Origin of the sequence: Pseudomonas sp. AAC (assembly GCF_000725445.1) — a bacterium.
GTDB classification, from domain to species: domain Bacteria; phylum Pseudomonadota; class Gammaproteobacteria; order Pseudomonadales; family Pseudomonadaceae; genus Pseudomonas; species Pseudomonas citronellolis.
In genome coordinates, this window is sequence record NZ_KL647102.1 from 43,371 (window position 1) to 59,289 (window position 15,919).

The following is a 15,919-nucleotide window of genomic DNA, read 5'->3' on the forward strand; positions in this document are numbered from 1 at the left end:
CGTAGGATGGCGTTGAGCGAAGCGATACCCATCGCCACCACCACATAGGTTTCGCAGGCTCGACCCATCCTACGAAAAGCGCCCCGGCGCGGTGGGTACGGCAATTGCCTCGCGTTCCCCACGTTTTTCGCAAAAAACCTTTGCTGACTCGGCTATTTCGTTAGCTGGCTAATTAAGTGATTCTGACTCCGCCTTGATGCAAGTCAAACAACGGAGAAGAACCCATGAGCGTAGTTGTCACTGAGCGCGACGAAGACCACAAATCCCGCGAATTCCGTGCCCTCGGCCGGCGCTGCTGGGACGTGCACCAGCAGGGCCTGCTGGTCGGCGTGTTCCACAGCGAGCAGGAGGCCCACGCCTACCGCGAGAGCCTGGAGCAGGACGAGACGCGGCGCCACGCCCAGGCGGCGGAGCGCTTCTGAAGACCGGCGGGGCCAGGCGCCGGCCTGGCCCCACCGCCCGGCTCAGAAGTAGTAGCCGATGTTCAGGTTGGTGCGGAAGTACCAGTCGTTGCTGCCCGAGGAGGTGGTCGAGGTCCAGCCCGTGCCATTCTCCGCGCCGCCCCAGGGGTTGGCGTTGCGCGCCCAGGTGAAGTCCAGCCAGGCCATCACCGGCAGGGCGAAGAACTGGATGCCGGCGGTGTACATCTGCGAGTCGTCCCAGCCGCTCTTGTCCTTCCACAGTCGGCTGTAGTCGTTGTACAGCTTCACCTTCTTCACCGGCCCCAGCCAGGGCGTGGCGAGGTCGTAGCCGACGTTGAGCCCGCCGATGCTGCCCTTGGCCGCGACCAGGAAGGCCGGGGTCAGGCCGTTGCCGCCCATGAGCACGGAATCGTCGCTGACGCCGCCGGGGTTCTTCGGGTCGTATTCGTAGCGGATCGCCTGGCTCGAGATCGTCCAGGGGCCGTTCTTGAACACCCCGTGGGCGCCGGCCGCCCAGAAGCTGCCGTTGTCGTCGGTGGTGGCGTTGTACAGCCGCGAGGCGGCCAGGGACGCGCCCAGCTCGTTGTTCCAGTCGCCGGCCTGGAAGCTGCGCGTCAGGCGCAGGTTGATCTGGTCGCGCTTCTCGTTGTCCTGGCGGCCGTGCAGCGCCGGGATGGCGTTGTCCTTGAGGTCCGCGTAGCGCCCGACTTCCGGGGCGTAGCGGATGCTCGACGGCAGCATGCGCGGGTAGTAGGCGGCCTGGAAGTCCCAGTCGTTGTCCTTGTAGCCGTACTTCAGGCCGGTGCCGGTATTCACGCCGAAGCCGAGGAAGAACGGGATGTGGTAGCTCCAGCCGAACTGCGGATAGGGCAGCAGGCCGAAGGGCCTGGCCGGCGCGCCCACCTGCAGTTCGGAACGCTCGTCGAAGCGGTAGCCGAGGTAGGCCCGGTCCACCGCGCGCTTGTTGCGGTCCTGGAACCAGTAGCCGGCGTCGAGGTTGAACTGCCGGTAGCGGCCCTGCACGTCCAGGCGGAAGGTGTCGAACAGCCAGCGCGCCGGGCGGTTGATGCTGCTGCCTATCAGTGCGCCACCAAGGGCGCGCGGCGGGAAGGAGAGGGGGACTTTGTAGGAGCGAGGGAATGGCCGCCCTCACCCCAGCCCTCTCCCGCGCGGCCGGTCCTGGGGAGGGCATGCGGCGGGCGCGGAAGAGGGCTGGGGTGAGGGGCCGCCCGCGGTGCGGGCGGCTTGGGTTCAGAACTGGTAGTTGACCGTGGCGGTGATGTTGCGTTTCTCGCCGAAGTAGCAGTAGTCGAGGTTGTAGCAGGAGGCCACGTAGTCCTTGTCCAGCAGGTTGTTGGCGTTGAGGCTGACGTCCAGGCCCTTCATGCCGAGCTTGCCGAGGTCGTAGCCGATGCGGGCGTCGACCAGGGTGTAGTCGGGCACGCGCAGGGTGTTTTCCTTGTCCGCCCAGGTTTCGCCGACGTAGCGGGCGCCGCCGCCGATGCTCAGGCCGTCCAGGGGGCCTGCGTCGAAGGCGTAGTCGGCCCAGACCGAGGCCATGTGCTTGGGCGCCTGGTTCGGGGTGTGGCCCTGGTTGCCGTCCAGCGCCTTGCTGTAGGTGATGTCGGTGTAGGTGTAGCTGCCCAGCAGCTTGAGGTTCTTGGTCGCCTGGATGTGCGCTTCCAGTTCCAGGCCCTGGGAGCGGATCTCGCCGACCGAGGTGTAGAAGTTGTCCTGCGGCTCCTTGGTGGCCACGTTTTCCTGGGTGATGTGGAACAGCGAGGCGGTGTACAGGCTGGCGCTGCCCGGCGGCTGGTACTTCAGGCCAAGCTCCCACTGCTTGCCTTCGGTGGGTTCCAGCGGGGTGCCGTTCTGGTCGGAGTAGGCGTTGGGGTTGAACGACTCGGAGTAGCTGACGTAGGGCGCTATGCCGTTGTCGAACAGGTAGAGCACGCCGGCGCGGCCGGTGAATTTCTTCCAGTCGTCGTCGGCCTTGCTGCCGCTGCTGCGGTTCTTGTCTTCCACCGTCACCCAGTCCTGGCGCATGCCCAGGGAGAAGCGCCAGTTGTCCACATCGATCAGGTCCTGGGCGTAGACGCCGGTCTGCTCCAGGCGTCGGGTGTGGTTGTCGTCGGGGTAGTAGCTGATGGCGGCGTTGCCGTAGACCGGGTCGAAGGCGTCGATGGGCGCCACCGAGCCGGAGGACCAGTCCACCGAGGTGTGCCGGCGCTGGTAGTCCAGGCCCATCAGCAGGGTGTGCTGCGCCGCGCCGGTGGCGAATTCGGCCTGGGCCATGTTGTCGATGATGTAGGCCTCCAGGCGCTCGCGGGCGCCGGAGAAGTAGCGCGTCAGCTCGTTGCTGTCCGCGGCGGTCCAGCCGTAGCCGTAGACCTGCGCCAGGCTCACGTCGGACTCCAGGTAGCGGAAGTTCTGCCGCGCCGACCAGACGTCGTCGATGCGGTGCTCCAGCTGGTAGCCGAACATGCGCTGGGTGCGGTCGAAGTCGTCGATGCTCGGTTCGCCGTCGAAGAAGTCGCGGTCGATCTTGCGGCCGTTGTGGTGGTACAGCGCGCCGTCGGCCGGCACGCCGCTGTGGTAGCCGCCGTTGGGGTCGTGCTGCAGGTAGCCCTGGAGGGTCAGGGTGGTGTCGTCGCTGAAGTCGATGGCCAGGCTCGGGGCGATGGCGTAGCGCTCTTCCTTGGTGTGGTCGAACTGGGTGTCGGCGCCCTTGCCCAGGCCGACCACGCGGTAGGCGATGCGTTTCTCCTCGTCCAGCGGGCCGCTGAAGTCGAAGCCCAGCTCGCGCTGCTGCATGTTGCCGACGCTGGCGGTGACCTGGTGGTAGTCCTCGTACAGCGGCTTCTTGCTGGTCAGCGCCACCAGGCCGCCGGGCAGGCTGCGGCCGTAGAGCACCGAGGACGGGCCCTTGAGCACGTCGATGCGTTCGAGGAAGTACGGGTCGACCTGCATCGAGCTGAAGGTGCCGCTGTCGCCCATGGCCTTGAGGCCGTCCAGGTAGATGTTGTCCACGCTGTTGTCGGCGAAGCCGCGCATGACGATGTAGTCGTAGCGGTTGGAGGCGCCGACCTGGCCGGTGAAGATGCCGGGGGTGTAGCGGATCGCCTGCTGCACGGTCTTCGAGCCCTGGTCCTGGATCTGCTCGCGGGTCACCACCGAGACGCTCTGGCTGGTTTCCAGCAGGGCCTTGGAGGTCTTGGTGGCGATCTGGCTGTGGGTGGCCAGGTAGCCGTCCTCGCTGCCCAGCGCGTTGCCCAGGGCGAACACGCTGGTGGCCGGCATGGCCAGGGCGTCCTGGGGCGCGACGCTGCGCAGCACGTAGCTGCCGTCGCCCTGGTCCTCGGCCTGCAGCGGGGTGTCGGCGAGCAGGCGGGCCAGGCCCTGGTCCACCGAGTAGGTGCCGTTGAGCCCTTCGGACTGCAGCCCGGCGGTCTGCTGCGGGGTGGCCGAGAGGGTGATGCCGGCTTCGCGGGCGAAGCTGTTGAGCACCTCGCCCAGGGGCCCGGCAGGAATGGCGTAGGTGCGGCTGCGGGTGACGCTAGCGGCGTCGGCGGCCCAGGCCGTCAGGGGCAGGGCGCTGCCCAGGGCGGCGCACAGCAGGGCGCCGCGCACGGCGATGGAGAGGCGGCTGGCGGGGGAGTTCGGGGCGGGAGATCGGGCCGGGACTGCGCGCATGGAGAGGTATCCGTCAGGGCGGGAAATGGGAGGGTTTATCTCCATGCCGGGCCAGTGGGGAAAACCCGACAAAAATAATTCTCATCCGCGAAAAGGTTTCCGATGGCGCCCATGCGGTTCTTCGTAGGAGCGAGCTTGTTCGAGAATGGAGTTCCCCGGTCGTGGCGGTGCCAGGCATGAGAGCGCCCTCTCCCTAACCCTCGGCTGCGCGCCCCGCCCTGAAGGGAGAGGGGACCGTTCGGTGTGAAGCGTGATTTCGGCGCTCGCCGGACACTCCGGTGTTGCCGGATGGCACGAAAATCACCGGTGGCACGGATAGCCCCCTCTCCCTTCAGGGAGAGGGCTGGGGAGAGGGGACGGAGTCAAACCAAAACACCTAAACCACCTGGAAACTCCATTCGCGAGCAAGCTCGCTCCCAGGTACAGGGGAGTCCGGTTCAGGTGCGGGCTTCGACGGTCACCCACCAATCGCTGCGGCGCATGACGCGTACCGGCAGGGTGCGCGGCAGCAGGTCGAGCAGTTTGTCGGTGTCGTCCAGGCGGAACACGCCGGACAGGCGCAGGTCGGCCACCCGCGGGTCGCAGCCGAGGTGGCCGTGGCGGTAGCGGGCGACTTCGGCGAGGAAGTCGGCCAGGCGCATGTCGCGGCTGACGATCAGGCCGTCGGCCCAGGCGCTGCTGTCCATGCCGCTGGCGGCCAGCGGAGTGGCGCCGTTGGCGTCGACCAGATAGCGCTGGCCGGCCTCGGCCACCGTGCTGGTCTGGCCCAGGCGGCGCGGGGCGATGGCCACGGCGCCCTGCTGCACGCTGAGCAGGGTGTCGCTCGCGTTCTGGCGCAGCACGAAGCGGGTGCCCAGGGCTTCGAACAGGCCGTCGCGGTTGCGCACGCGCAGCGGCCGGGCGGGGTCCCTGGCGGTGCTGACGAGGATTTCGCCGCGCTGCAGGACCAGCAGGCGCTGCTGCGGGGCGAAGAAGACGTCGACGGCGGTGTCGGTGTTCAGTTGCAACTTGCTGCCGTCGGCCAGGACGAAGCGCTTGCGTTCGCCGATGCCGCTGGCGTAGTCGGCGCTCCAGCGCTGCCAGGGGCCGAGGTCGCGGCTCAGCCACAGGGCGGAGCCGCCCAGGGCGACCACCGAGAGCAGTTTCAGGGCCTGGCGGCGTTGCAGGCGCTGGCTGCCTTTCTCCAGGGTTTCCAGGGCCACGCGGCTGCCCGGTACGCTCTGCAGGCCGCTGCGCAGTTCCTGGTTCAGCGACTGCACGCGTTGCCAGGCCAGTTCGTGCTCGGCGCGCTGGGCGCGCCAGCGGGCGCAGGCTTCCTGCGCGGCCGGGTCGGCGCCGCCGGACAGGCGCAGCATCCACTGGATGGCCTGCTTGACCACCCGGGCGTCGGGTTGTAGTTCGGCGCTGGCGTTCATTCGGCGTAGCGCGCCTGGTAGCAGTGGAACAGTGCCTCGGCCACATAGCGCTCCACCGAGCGCACGGAAACCCCGAGCCGTTCGGCGACCTGCGCGTGGGGCAGGCCCTCGCACTGGGCCAGCAGGAAGGCGCTGCGTACCTTGGGCTTCAGGCCGTCGAGCAGGCGGGCGATGCCTTCCAGCAGCTCCAGGAGCATTTCGCGGGTTTCCGCCGAGGGCGTTTCCGCCTCCGGCAGGTGGGCGATGGACTCCAGATAGGCGCGCTCCAGTTCCTCGCGGCGCCAGTGGTCGATCACCAGGCCGCGGGCGATGGTGCGCAGGAAGGCGCGCGGGGTGCGCAGCTCCAGCAGCTCCTGCTTGAGCAGCACGCGCAGGAAGGTGTCCTGGGCCAGGTCGGCGGCATCCGCGGCATTGCCCAGGCGGCTGCGCAGCCAACCGTGCAGCCAGCCGTGGTGGTCGCTGTACAGCTGGTCGATGTCGAGGGTGGAGGAGGCCATGGGCGCCGGGAAAGATGAAGAATGATAATTCGTCGCATTTTCATCAACGCAATGGCCATTTGCAAGCGGGCGCCGAACTTCCAGGGACGTAGGGCGAATAACCGTTCGCGGTTATCCGCCGATACACCGAAGCCACAGCCAACGCCCAGGTCAACCCCGGAGCCGCCGGGGACCAAGGCCAAACGGCGGATAACGCCGTAGGCGTTATGCGCCCTACGCCAGACCCGACCGTGACGTAGGGCGAATAACCGTTCGCGGTTATCCGCCGCCTGGCCTGCCTCAGCGATACCACCGCGGGGTGTACACCCAATCGCCGCCACCGGCCCGCGGGAATCGGCGGGTCAGCGACGAGCCGATGATCACCAGGGTGCGCATGTCCACCATCTCCGGCTGCAGTTCGCCGAGGGTGAGCGTGCGCAGCGCTTCGGCCGGGCGGCCGATGTCGCGGCCGAGCACCACCAGGGTTTGCGGCGCGCGGTGCCGGCGGACGATCTCCAGCGCTCGGCCCAGCTGCCAGGGGCGGGCCTTGGAGATGGGGTTGTAGAAGGCCATGGCCAGGTCGGCGGCGCCGGCGTGGTCCAGGCGCTTTTCGATGACTTCCCAGGGCTTGAGGTTGTCCGACAGCGAGATCAGGCAGAAGTCGTGGCCCAGCGGCGCGCCGGCCTTGGCCGCGGCGGCCAGGGCGGCGGAGACGCCGGGCAGCACTTCCAGTTCGACGTTGTGCCAGTCGGCGTCGCTGCTTTCATGCAGCGCCTCGACCACCGCCGCGGCCATGGCGAACACGCCCGGGTCGCCGGACGACACCACCACCACCCGCCGGCCGCTGGCGGCCAGTTCGAAGGCGTGGCGGGCGCGCTGCATCTCCTCGCGGTTGTCGCTGCAGTGGCGCACCTGGTCCGCGCACAGCGGTTCGGCCATCTTCACGTAGGTCTCGTAGCCGAGCAGGTCCTGGGCTTCGTCCAGGGCGCGGCGCACCGCCGGTGTCATGTGCTCGGCGGCGCCGGGGCCGAGGCCGATCACGCTCAGGCGCCCGCGTGGGCGACCGATGCCGGCGGCCTGTTCGGGGGAATCGGCGAGGCTCAGGTGGATGCCATCCCGCGTCGCCGGCAAGGCTTGCTCATCGATGAAGCGCAGCGGCACGTCGAGCGCTTTTGCGGCCTCGGCCAGGCCCGCATCGGCCATGTGCCGGCGCGGGGCGAGCAGGGCGGCCAGGGCTGCCTCCGCCAGCCCGGACGCGTGCAAGGCCTGGCGGACCCGCTCGGCGAGGTTGTCCACAGGCGCGGCGACTTCCGCCAGCACCCGCCGTGGGTGGATCAGCAGTTCGTCGCGCTGCGCCGGGCGTGCCTCGCAGGTCACCCGCACGCTGCGCCTGGCGTCCTCGGCCAGCGGCAGGCGCGCTGCGGCCAGCCAGGGGGCGTCGCCGTCAATGCGCAGGCTTTCTCCACCCAGCAGGTCGGCGACGAAGCGCTTGCCCTGCTCGATGTCGGCCAGGGCGTAGCCTGGCGGCGGCTCCAGCAGGCAGGTGCCGAAGCGCAGCTCGCCGCTGGTGGTGATGGCCGGCGCCACGTCCAGCGCGGCGGCGATTTCCCGGGCCAGGCGGTTGACCCCGGCCAGGCCGCCCAGCAGCGGCACCACCGCGCTGCCGTCCTCGGCTACGGCCAGCACCGGTGGCTCCGCACCTTTTTCCTGCAGCGCCGGGGCCAGGCTGCGGATGACGATGCCGGCGGCGCACAGGGCGATGATCGGGGTGTCATTACGATAGAGCGCGCGCAGGGTGTCGCCGAAGTCCTGGTAGCTTTCCTCGGCGCCGTCGACGCGGCCCTGCAGGCCGTGGATGCGCGCCTGTGGATAAAGCGCCTGCAGGCGCCGGGCGGTGGCCAGGGCGCTGGCGCCGAGAATGACGATGGCGGGGGAGGCGTTCATCAACCGCGCCACCTCTGCCCGGGGATCACCACCATGGAGAAGTAGGGCGAGGCCATCGGGTCCACCTCGTCCAGCGGCACGATGCGCTGCTCGCGCATGGTTGCCCGTTCCACGTAGTGCGCGCCGCCGTCGCGGCCCAGTTCACGGAGCACGCGGCGGACCTTGTCGAAGTTGCGCCCGAGCTTCATCACCACCGCCGCATCGGCGGCCGTCAGGCGCTGCTTCAGCTCGTCCTCCGGCAGCACGCCGGAGAGCACCGACAGGCTCTGGTTGCGGTACACCAGCGGCACGCCGAGCACCGCCGCGCTGCCCAGCATGGAGCACACGCCGGGCACCACTTCGGCCGGGTAGCGCTCGGCCAGGCGGTCGTGCAGGTACATGTAGGAGCCATAGAAGAACGGATCGCCCTCGCAGATCACCGCGACGTCGCGGCCGGCTTCCAGGTGGCCGGCGACCTGCTCGGCGGCGGTGTCGTAGAAGTCGCTGATGACGCCCTCGTAGGTCAGCGGCGGCTCCAGCTTCTCGGTGGTCACCGGGTACACCAGGGGCAGGCGCTGCTGGCTGTCGCCCAGGTGCTGCTCGATGATGCCGAAGGCGTTGCCGCCGTGGCCGGCGCGGTGCTTGGCCTTGGCCACGAAGTAGGCGACCACGGGCGCGGCTTGCAGCAGGCGCAGGGCCTTGAGGGTGATCAGCTCGGGGTCGCCGGGGCCGACGCCCAGGCCGAGCAGGCGGCCGGTCATCATTCCACCTCCGTGGCCAGGGCGTTCACCGCGGCGGCGGCCATGGCGCTGCCGCCGCGGCGGCCGCGGACGATGACGTAGGGCACGCCGCGGCTGTCGGCGGCGAGCAGGTCCTTGGATTCGGCGGCGCCGACGAAGCCCACCGGGAAGCCGAGGATCAGCGCCGGCTTCGGCGCGCCGGCGTCGAGCATTTCCAGCAGGTAGAACAGCGCGGTGGGGGCATTGCCGATCACCACCACGCTGCCTTCCAGGTGTTCGCGCCAGTGCTCCAGGGCTACCGCCGAGCGGGTGTTGCCCAGCTCGCGGGCCAGGGCCGGGACGTCCGCTTCGTTGAGCGTGCAGATCACCTCGTTGGCCGCCGGCAGGCGCGCGCGGGTGACGCCCTCGGCGACCATGCGCGCGTCGCAGAGGATCGGTGCGCCCGCCGCCAGGGCCGCGCGGCCGATGGCGCCGGCGCCGGGGGAGAAGCGCAGGTCCTGCACCACGTCGACCATGCCGCAGGCGTGGATCACCCGCACGGCGAGCTTTTCCAGGTCGGCGGGAATGGCCGAGAGGTCGGCCTCGGCGCGGATGGTGGCGAAGGACTGGCGGTAGATCGCCTGGCCGTCGCGGATGTAGTCAAGCATCGGGTAGGGCTCCGGGATCGCGCAGCCGGTCGGCCGCGGCGTCGAGGGTCAGGTCGCGCGCCAGCGGCTGGCCGAAGCCGGCGTGGCCGGGGGCGCGGCGGTAGAGGTCGTAGCGGCCGTCGGCGACTGCCAGCAGGGTCAGCGGCGCCACGTGGGCGGCGGCGCAGGAGCGCGGGCAGCCGCACAGGTGCACGCCGGCGGGCAGCGGCGCGCGCAGGCGTTCGGCCAGGCGCAGGGCGTCGGCCTTGGTGTCGGCCAGGCCGCGGGCGCAGCCGGCCGAGCCGCTGCAGGCCACGAGCCGGGACAGCGGCTGTGCGGCCGAGGTGATCAGGCCCAGGCTGTCGAGCGCGGCGAGCACGGCGCTGGCGCGCGCGGCCGGCACGTTGGGCAGCAGCAGGCCCTGCCAGGGCGTCAGGCGCAGGCTGCCGTCGCCTTCGCGTTCGGCGAGATCGGCCAGTTCGCGCAGCAGCCCGCTGTGCAGGCGGCCGAGGACGAAGCCTGCGCCGACGCTGCACAGGCCGCCCTGGCGCTGCGGGCGGATGCCCAGGTGGGCGAAGGGCTCGACGGCGGCGCGGCGCCAGTCGGCCACGTCCTGTTGCAGCGGCAGGTCGAGGCGCGCCAGCAGGTCCTCGGCGGGAAGGCTTGCCAGCAACTGGCGCATGCGCGAGACGCCTTCGCCGGCCAGGTCGAGGAACAGGTTCAGCAGGGCCTCGACCAGGGCCGGCAGCTGTTCGCTGGCGACGGCGGCGAGCGCGGGGCTGTCCTGCGCGCGCAGCGGCGGGCAGCCGGCCAGGCCGAAGGCGAAGCGCCCGGCGTCCATGGCCGACAGCCAGATGTCGTGGGGGTGTTCGAGCATCGCCAGGGATTCGCCGCCATCCAGTTGCAGGGCGAACTTGGGCGACAGGCCGTGGAAGCGCGGGTTGTCCTGCAACAGGTCGAGCAGCGTGGCGGCCAGTGGCGAGACGTCCAGGGCCTGGGCCGGGTCGACGCCGGCGGCGGGGCTGAGCAGCAGGTTGCGCACGTCGTCGGCGGCGGCCACCCGCGGGCCCAGCCCGGCCTGCAGCAGCTCGGCGGACAGCGCCGCGCCGGCGCCTTCGTGCACGCCGCGGATCTGCAGGTTGGCGCGGTTGGTCGCCTCCAGCACGCCGTCGGCATGGCGTTCGGCGGCGCGGGCGATGGCCCTGGCGCCACTGGCGTCGAGGCGCCCGCCGGGCAGCTTGATGCGGCAGATGCCGCCATCGCCGGAAGCGACCACGCGCAGCAGCCCCGGGCAGGGCGACGGGCGGATTTCGACAGGGGGAACGGGCGGCAGATTCGGCACAGGGTCACCATGGCTGGGTCGCGGTGACCTTGCGGATCGCCCCTGATTGGGAGGATCTACAACATCGATACACCCCGCTCGATGCTTGCACACGCGACTGGTCCCGTCGGCAGGTCTCCTGGCTGGCAGGTCTTTGCCCGACGCGGCCTTCCCGGTCTCCCAGTGGCCAATGACGCGTGGACTCGCTGCTTACAGTTGCGGGGGCAGCCGCGCTTGGATGGCTCCTGCGCGTTCCCTCTTCGGCCCTGATGGGCACCGACGAAGGCTGTATTATGCCCGCTTTGCCCGACCCCTTGAAAACCCTGCCCGTCGGAACGCCGGCGGCGCAGTGTCGCAACGCAGAGGAACCCCCATGACGCCCTGGCTGACCATCGTCGGCATCGGCGAGGACGGCTATGCCGGCCTCGGCAAGACCGCCCGCCGCGCCCTGCTGGCGGCCAGCGACGTGTTCGGCGGCGAGCGCCAGTTGGCCCTGCTGCCGCCGTGCATCGGCGCGCAGCGCAGGCGCTGGCCGAGCCCCTTCGACATGGCGCCGCTGCTGGCGCGGCGCGGCACCCCGACCTGCGTGCTGGCCAGCGGCGACCCGCTGTTCTTCGGCGTGGGCGCGAGCCTGGCGCGGCAACTGCCGGCGGCGGAAATGCGCGTGTTGCCGGCGCCGTCCTCGGTGAGCCTGGCGGCGGCGCGGCTGGGTTGGGCGCTGCAGGACGTGGAGCTGCTGTCGCTGGTGGGCCGCCCGCTGGCGGCGCTGAACGCGCGCCTGCATCCGGGGCGCCGCCTGCTGGTGCTGTGCGCCGATGGCCGCAGCCCGGCAGCGGTGGCTGCGTTGTTGCGCGAACGCGGCTTCGCGCCGAGCCGGCTGAGCGTGCTGGAATACCTGGGCGGCGAGCGCGAGCGACGCATCGACGGCCTGGCCGCCGACTGGTCGCTGGACGAGGCCGCTGCGCTCAACGTTCTGGCCATCGACTGCGTGGCCGGCGCCGATGCCCGGCGCCTGGCGCTGACCCCCGGCCTGCCCGACGACGCCTACCGCCACGACGGCCAACTGACCAAGCGCGACGTGCGCGCGGTGACCCTCGCGCGCCTGGCCCCGGAGCCGGGCGAACTGCTCTGGGACGTCGGCGCCGGCTGCGGCTCCATCGGCATCGAATGGATGCGCGCGCACCCCAGTTGCCGGGCCTTCGCCATCGAGGCCGAGGAAAGCCGCCTCGGACACATCGCCCACAACCGCGACGCCCTCGGCGTGCCCGGCCTGCAACTGGTGGCCGGGCGCGCACCGGAAGCCCTGGAAGGCCTGGAGGCGCCGGACGCCATCTTCATCGGCGGCGGCGTCACCGTGCCGGGCGTGCTGGAGTACTGCTGGGACTGCCTCAAGCCCGGCGGCCGGCTGCTGGCCAACGCGGTGACACTGCAGAGCGAGGCGGCCCTGGTCGGCTGGCGCGAACGTCACGGCGGCGAGCTGGTGCGCCTGCAGGTGGCCCAGGCGCAGCCCCTGGGCGGCTTCGACACTTGGCGCGCGGCCCTGCCGATCACCCTGCTGGCGATGCGCAAGCCGTGAGCGGCAAACGCATCCTGCTGCTGGGCGGCATCGGCGAGGCCCTGGCCATCGCCCGCCGCTTCGGCCCCGGCCACCTGTACAGCCTGGCCGGCCTGGGCAAGGTGCCCGACGACCTCAACTGCCAGGTGCGCGTCGGCGGCTATGGCGGCGCCGAGGGCCTGGCGGATTTCATCGTCGGGCAGGGCTACGACCTGCTGCTCGACGCCACCCATCCCTACGCCGCGCAGATCAGCCGCAACGCCGCCCGCGCCGCGCAGCTGGCCGGCGTGCCCTGCTGGGCCCTGCGCCGCCCCGGCTGGCAGCCCGGGCCCGGTGACGACTGGCGCGAAGTGGCAGGTTGGGCGCAGTTGATCGCCGCCCTGGCGCCGTTCTGCCGGCCGCTGTTCACCCTGGGGCGCGAGCCGCTGGAGCACCTCGGCGAGATTCCCGAACATCAGTTCTGGACCGTGCGCTGTTTGCAGAGCCTGCCGGGCAATGCGCGCGCCGAAGTGCTGGGCGCGCGCGGGCCCTTCAGCCTGGAGGGCGAGCGCGAGCTGTTCGCGCGCCTGGGCACCGACGTGCTGGTGAGCAAGAACAGCGGCAGCCAGGCCACCGAGCCGAAGCTGCAGGTGGCGCGCGAGCGGGGCGTGCCGGTGCTGATCCTGGCGCGGCCGGAGCTGCCCGAGGTGGATCGGTGGTTCGACAGCGTCGAGGCGTTGTGGATGGCGTTGGAGCCGCTTCTGTAGGGCCGGGTTCGCGAGCAAGAACTAGGCGTCCCCTCGCTCCTATGAAGAGCGTGTGTGCGCCGCCTATGGGAGCAACTGTCTTGCCCATCGCGCCGGGGTGCTTTCGTAGGATGGGTTGAGCATGCGAAACCCATGCTGCCATGGTGATGGGTATCGCTTCGCTCAACCCATCCTACGGGTGGGGAGGGTGCAGGGCTTGCTCGCGAACCGCCCGCCGACGCTCTAAGCTGCCCTTTTCGACAAGGAGCCGGCAGATGCTGCGGATTCTCGGCAAGGCCTCATCGATCAATGTGCGCAAGGTGCTGTGGACCTGCGCCGAGCTGCAGCTTCCCTACGCCAGGGAAGACTGGGGCAGCGGTTTCCGCGCCACCGACTCGGAGGAATTCCTCGCGCTCAATCCCAATGCGCTGGTGCCGGTGCTGGTGGACGGCGATTTCGTGCTCTGGGAGAGCAATGCCATTTGCAGTTACCTCGCCAGCCAGTACCCGCGCGACGAGCTGCTGCCGTCCGCGCCTCGCGAACGGGCGTTGGTGGAGCAGTGGATGGGCTGGCAGGCCACCGAGCTGAACAACGCCTGGCGCTACGTGTTCATGGCGCGGGTGCGCAACAGCCCGGCCCATGCCGATGCTGCTGCCATCGCGGCGAGCGAGCGGGAATGGGGCCGGCTGATGGCGCTGCTCGACCGCCAGCTGGAGCGCACCGGCGCCCATGTCGCCGGCGAGCGTTTCAGCCTGGCCGACGTCGCCATCGGCCTGTCGGTGCAGCGCTGGTTCATGACGCCGATGCAGCGCCCCGAACTGCCGGCCGTGGCCGCCTATTACCAGCGGCTGGGCCAGCGTCCGGGGTTCCGCGAGCACGGTTGCAACGGTCTGCCCTGAGCCTGCTTCAGCGCAGGGGCAGGTCGCCGATGGCGCGGTATTCGGCGCCGAGGTTCGCGGCCAACTGGCGGGCGCGGCCCAGGCGCACCGGGCCGCTCTCGATATCCACCAGCAGGCTGGCGCAGGGCAGCGGCGCCAGGGACGGGCAGTCGCTCAGGCGGCCGTCGGTGACGATCAGCAGGCGCTGGCGTTCGCCGGGCTTGTGGCGCTGGCGCTGCTGCAGCCAGTCGGCGGCCTGGGCCAGCGCCTCGGGCAGCGGTGTGCCGCCGCCAGCGCCCAGGTCATGCAGCCAGTCGCGCAACTGCGCCGAAGCCTTCTGCCCCTGCCACAGCCAGCGCGGCTGGCGCCCCGCGGCATGCAGCACGGCCAGGCGCGCGCGTTGCCGGTAGGCCTGCTCGAAGACTTCCGCCAGCAGGCCCTTGGCCTGGCCCAGGGCGCCGTGCCGGCGGGTGCTGGCCGAGGCGTCGACGATCACCAGCCAGAGTTCGCGGGGCTTGGCGCTGCGGGCGCGCAGCACCAGTTCGTCACGCTTCTTCGGGCGCCCGCGCAGGAAGGTTGCCGGCCAGTCGATGCGCGACAGCGCGCCGTGCCAGCGGGCGCCGCTGCGGCCGCCGGCGAGTTGGCCGGGTGGGGGGCTGGCATCCGCGCCTGGGGCCGGGCGCGGGCGGATGCTCAGGGCTTTTTTGGCCAGCCCGGCAGTTCGCGGGTGGCGCCGGTGGGCACGGCGCGGGGCGGCAGTTCGCCCCACTGGCCTTCGTTTTGCGCGCCTTGTTCGGGCTGGTTGGCGGCCGGGGCCTGGGGTGCCTGCGGCTGCGCTGGTGGTGGCGGCGCATGGCGGCGGCGGTGGGCGAGGGCGAAGGGCTCCAGGGCGTCGATATCTTCCTTCTCGATGCGCTCGGCGCCGCGCCAGGCGGCATGGGCGCGGGCGCCGCGCAGCCAGACCAGATCGGCGCGCAGGCCGTCCACCCCGGCGGCGTAGCAGCGCTCGGCGATGGCCTGCAGCGCGGCGTCGTCCAGGGGAATGCCGGGAAGACGCTGGCGGGCCTGGGCGCAGCGTTGGCGCAGGGCGTCCTGCTCGGCCTGCCAGTGGCCGAGGAAGGCCTGTGGGTTGGCGTCGAAGGCCAGGCGGCGGCGGACGATCTCGGCGCGCTCGGCCGGCGGCGGCGTGCCGCCCAGCCCGACCTTGAGGCCGAAGCGGTCCAGCAGCTGCGGGCGCAGTTCGCCTTCCTCGGGGTTCATGGTGCCGATCAGCACGAAGCGCGCCGGGTGGCTGTGGGACAGGCCGTCGCGCTCGATATGGTTGACGCCGCTGGCGGCCACGTCCAGCAGCAGGTCCACCAGGTGGTCGGGCAGCAGGTTCACCTCGTCGACGTAGAGCACGCCGCCGTCGGCATTGGCCAGGATGCCCGGGGAGAAGCGCGCGCGACCCTCGCCCAGGGCGGCGTCGAGGTCCAGGGTGCCGACGATGCGTTCCTCGCTGGCGCCCAGGGGCAGGGTGACGAAGCGCCCGCCGTCGAGCAGGTCGGCCACGCCGCGGGCCAGAGTCGACTTGGCCATGCCGCGCGGGCCCTCGATCAGCACCCCGCCGATGGCCGGGTCGATGGCGGCCAGGCACAGCGCCAGTTTCAGGTCGTCGGCGGCGACCACGGCGGCGAGGGGGAAGTGCGGTTGCATGGGCGTTACCTGCGGCGTGCCTGGGTGGGCTTGAAAGGCGAATGGTAGCGAAGCCGGCGCGGCCGGGCGAGGCGCCGTCGATGAAGGCGATAGGAAAGGATGATTGAAAGCCCCGCGCCGATGCGGTAGCTTGGCCGGCATCTTGTGGAGATAACCATGCCGTCCAGCCTGTCCATCCAGTCCCTCGCCCGCCCCGGTGCCCTCGGCTCCGCGGTCGCTCGCGCGCAGGTGCTGGCCGCTGCCGCCGGTTATTTCTTCTATGGGTATTGGTTTAGCCACAGGCGCGCCTGATACCCCACAGGCGCCCTAGCAAGCAGGGTCGCCAACCAGACAGTTTCAGCAAACCCCGGTCGGCAACCCGACCGGGGTTTTTGTTTTTCCGGCCCACAAGGCCAACGCAATTCCAACAGAGGATCGAAACATGACCGCCTACACCACCTACCGCTATTA

General features: G+C 70.7%; 14 protein-coding genes, 1 pseudogene and 1 riboswitch. Of the genes and pseudogenes, 5 read left to right on the forward strand and 10 right to left on the reverse strand.

Annotated elements, in window-relative coordinates; all coding sequences use genetic code 11:
* The first annotated feature begins 224 nt into the window (after positions 1–224).
* Positions 225–422, forward strand: coding sequence for a hypothetical protein (locus FG99_RS27680; protein WP_043273424.1), 198 nt, complete (start codon positions 225–227; stop codon positions 420–422).
* A 42-nt stretch (positions 423–464) separates the two neighbouring features.
* Here FG99_RS27680 and FG99_RS27685 read toward each other — a convergent pair.
* From FG99_RS27685 to cobG, 8 genes and pseudogenes are all read right to left on the reverse strand, one after another.
* Positions 465–1,475, reverse strand: a pseudogene (locus tag FG99_RS27685) (hypothetical protein); the annotation flags it as partial.
* Between the two features lie 198 nt (positions 1,476–1,673).
* Positions 1,674–4,115, reverse strand: coding sequence for a TonB-dependent siderophore receptor (locus tag FG99_RS27690; protein ID WP_043273425.1), 2,442 nt, complete (start codon positions 4,113–4,115; stop codon positions 1,674–1,676).
* A gap of 437 nt (positions 4,116–4,552) precedes the next feature.
* Positions 4,553–5,530, reverse strand: coding sequence for a FecR domain-containing protein (locus tag FG99_RS27695; RefSeq protein ID WP_043273426.1), 978 nt, complete (start codon positions 5,528–5,530; stop codon positions 4,553–4,555).
* Positions 5,527–6,027 carry a sigma-70 family RNA polymerase sigma factor gene (locus tag FG99_RS27700; protein ID WP_009617195.1) on the reverse strand — a complete coding sequence of 167 codons (501 nt, stop codon included), beginning with the start codon at positions 6,025–6,027 and terminating at the stop codon, positions 5,527–5,529. The genes FG99_RS27695 and FG99_RS27700 overlap by 4 nt, the downstream gene beginning before the upstream one ends.
* A 279-nt stretch (positions 6,028–6,306) precedes the next feature.
* The gene (gene cobJ / locus FG99_RS27705; protein WP_043273427.1) at positions 6,307–7,950 is read right to left on the reverse strand and encodes a precorrin-3B C(17)-methyltransferase; all 1,644 of its coding nucleotides are present in this window, start codon (positions 7,948–7,950) and stop codon (positions 6,307–6,309) included.
* Complete coding sequence (locus FG99_RS27710; RefSeq protein ID WP_168187713.1) at positions 7,950–8,693, reverse strand: precorrin-2 C(20)-methyltransferase; 744 nt, start codon at positions 8,691–8,693, stop codon at positions 7,950–7,952. The genes cobJ and FG99_RS27710 overlap by 1 nt, the downstream gene beginning before the upstream one ends.
* Positions 8,690–9,316, reverse strand: coding sequence for a precorrin-8X methylmutase (locus tag FG99_RS27715; RefSeq protein WP_043273429.1), 627 nt, complete (start codon positions 9,314–9,316; stop codon positions 8,690–8,692). Before FG99_RS27715 ends, FG99_RS27710 begins: the two co-directional genes overlap by 4 nt.
* On the reverse strand, positions 9,309–10,637 hold the full coding sequence (cobG, locus tag FG99_RS27720) for a precorrin-3B synthase (protein ID WP_043273430.1): 1,329 nt from the start codon (positions 10,635–10,637) through the stop codon (positions 9,309–9,311). Before cobG ends, FG99_RS27715 begins: the two co-directional genes overlap by 8 nt.
* Positions 10,638–10,727: 90 nt before the next feature.
* A riboswitch (cobalamin riboswitch) is annotated at positions 10,728–10,912 on the reverse strand.
* A gap of 77 nt (positions 10,913–10,989) precedes the next feature.
* Here cobG and FG99_RS27725 point away from each other — a divergent pair.
* The 3 genes from FG99_RS27725 (at position 10,990) to FG99_RS27735 (ending at position 13,795) form a co-directional block, all read left to right on the forward strand.
* Positions 10,990–12,192: a bifunctional cobalt-precorrin-7 (C(5))-methyltransferase/cobalt-precorrin-6B (C(15))-methyltransferase gene (locus tag FG99_RS27725; RefSeq protein WP_043273431.1), complete on the forward strand. Its 1,203-nt coding sequence runs from the start codon at positions 10,990–10,992 to the stop codon at positions 12,190–12,192.
* The gene (locus FG99_RS27730; RefSeq protein WP_043273432.1) at positions 12,189–12,917 is read left to right on the forward strand and encodes a cobalt-precorrin-6A reductase; all 729 of its coding nucleotides are present in this window, start codon (positions 12,189–12,191) and stop codon (positions 12,915–12,917) included. Before FG99_RS27725 ends, FG99_RS27730 begins: the two co-directional genes overlap by 4 nt.
* Before the next feature lie 254 nt (positions 12,918–13,171).
* Complete coding sequence (locus tag FG99_RS27735; protein ID WP_043273433.1) at positions 13,172–13,795, forward strand: glutathione S-transferase family protein; 624 nt, start codon at positions 13,172–13,174, stop codon at positions 13,793–13,795.
* 7 nt (positions 13,796–13,802) lie between these two features.
* Here FG99_RS27735 and FG99_RS27740 read toward each other — a convergent pair whose 3' ends face one another.
* Positions 13,803–14,486 carry a vWA domain-containing protein gene (locus FG99_RS27740; RefSeq protein WP_256205141.1) on the reverse strand — a complete coding sequence of 228 codons (684 nt, stop codon included), beginning with the start codon at positions 14,484–14,486 and terminating at the stop codon, positions 13,803–13,805.
* Complete coding sequence (locus FG99_RS27745; protein ID WP_043273436.1) at positions 14,468–15,469, reverse strand: magnesium chelatase ATPase subunit I; 1,002 nt, start codon at positions 15,467–15,469, stop codon at positions 14,468–14,470. The genes FG99_RS27740 and FG99_RS27745 overlap by 19 nt, the downstream gene beginning before the upstream one ends.
* 156 nt (positions 15,470–15,625) lie before the next feature.
* Here FG99_RS27745 and FG99_RS33000 point away from each other — a divergent pair, with 156 nt between their 5' ends.
* Complete coding sequence (locus tag FG99_RS33000) at positions 15,626–15,760, forward strand: hypothetical protein (protein ID WP_256205109.1); 135 nt, start codon at positions 15,626–15,628, stop codon at positions 15,758–15,760.
* Positions 15,761–15,919: the final 159 nt, after the last annotated feature.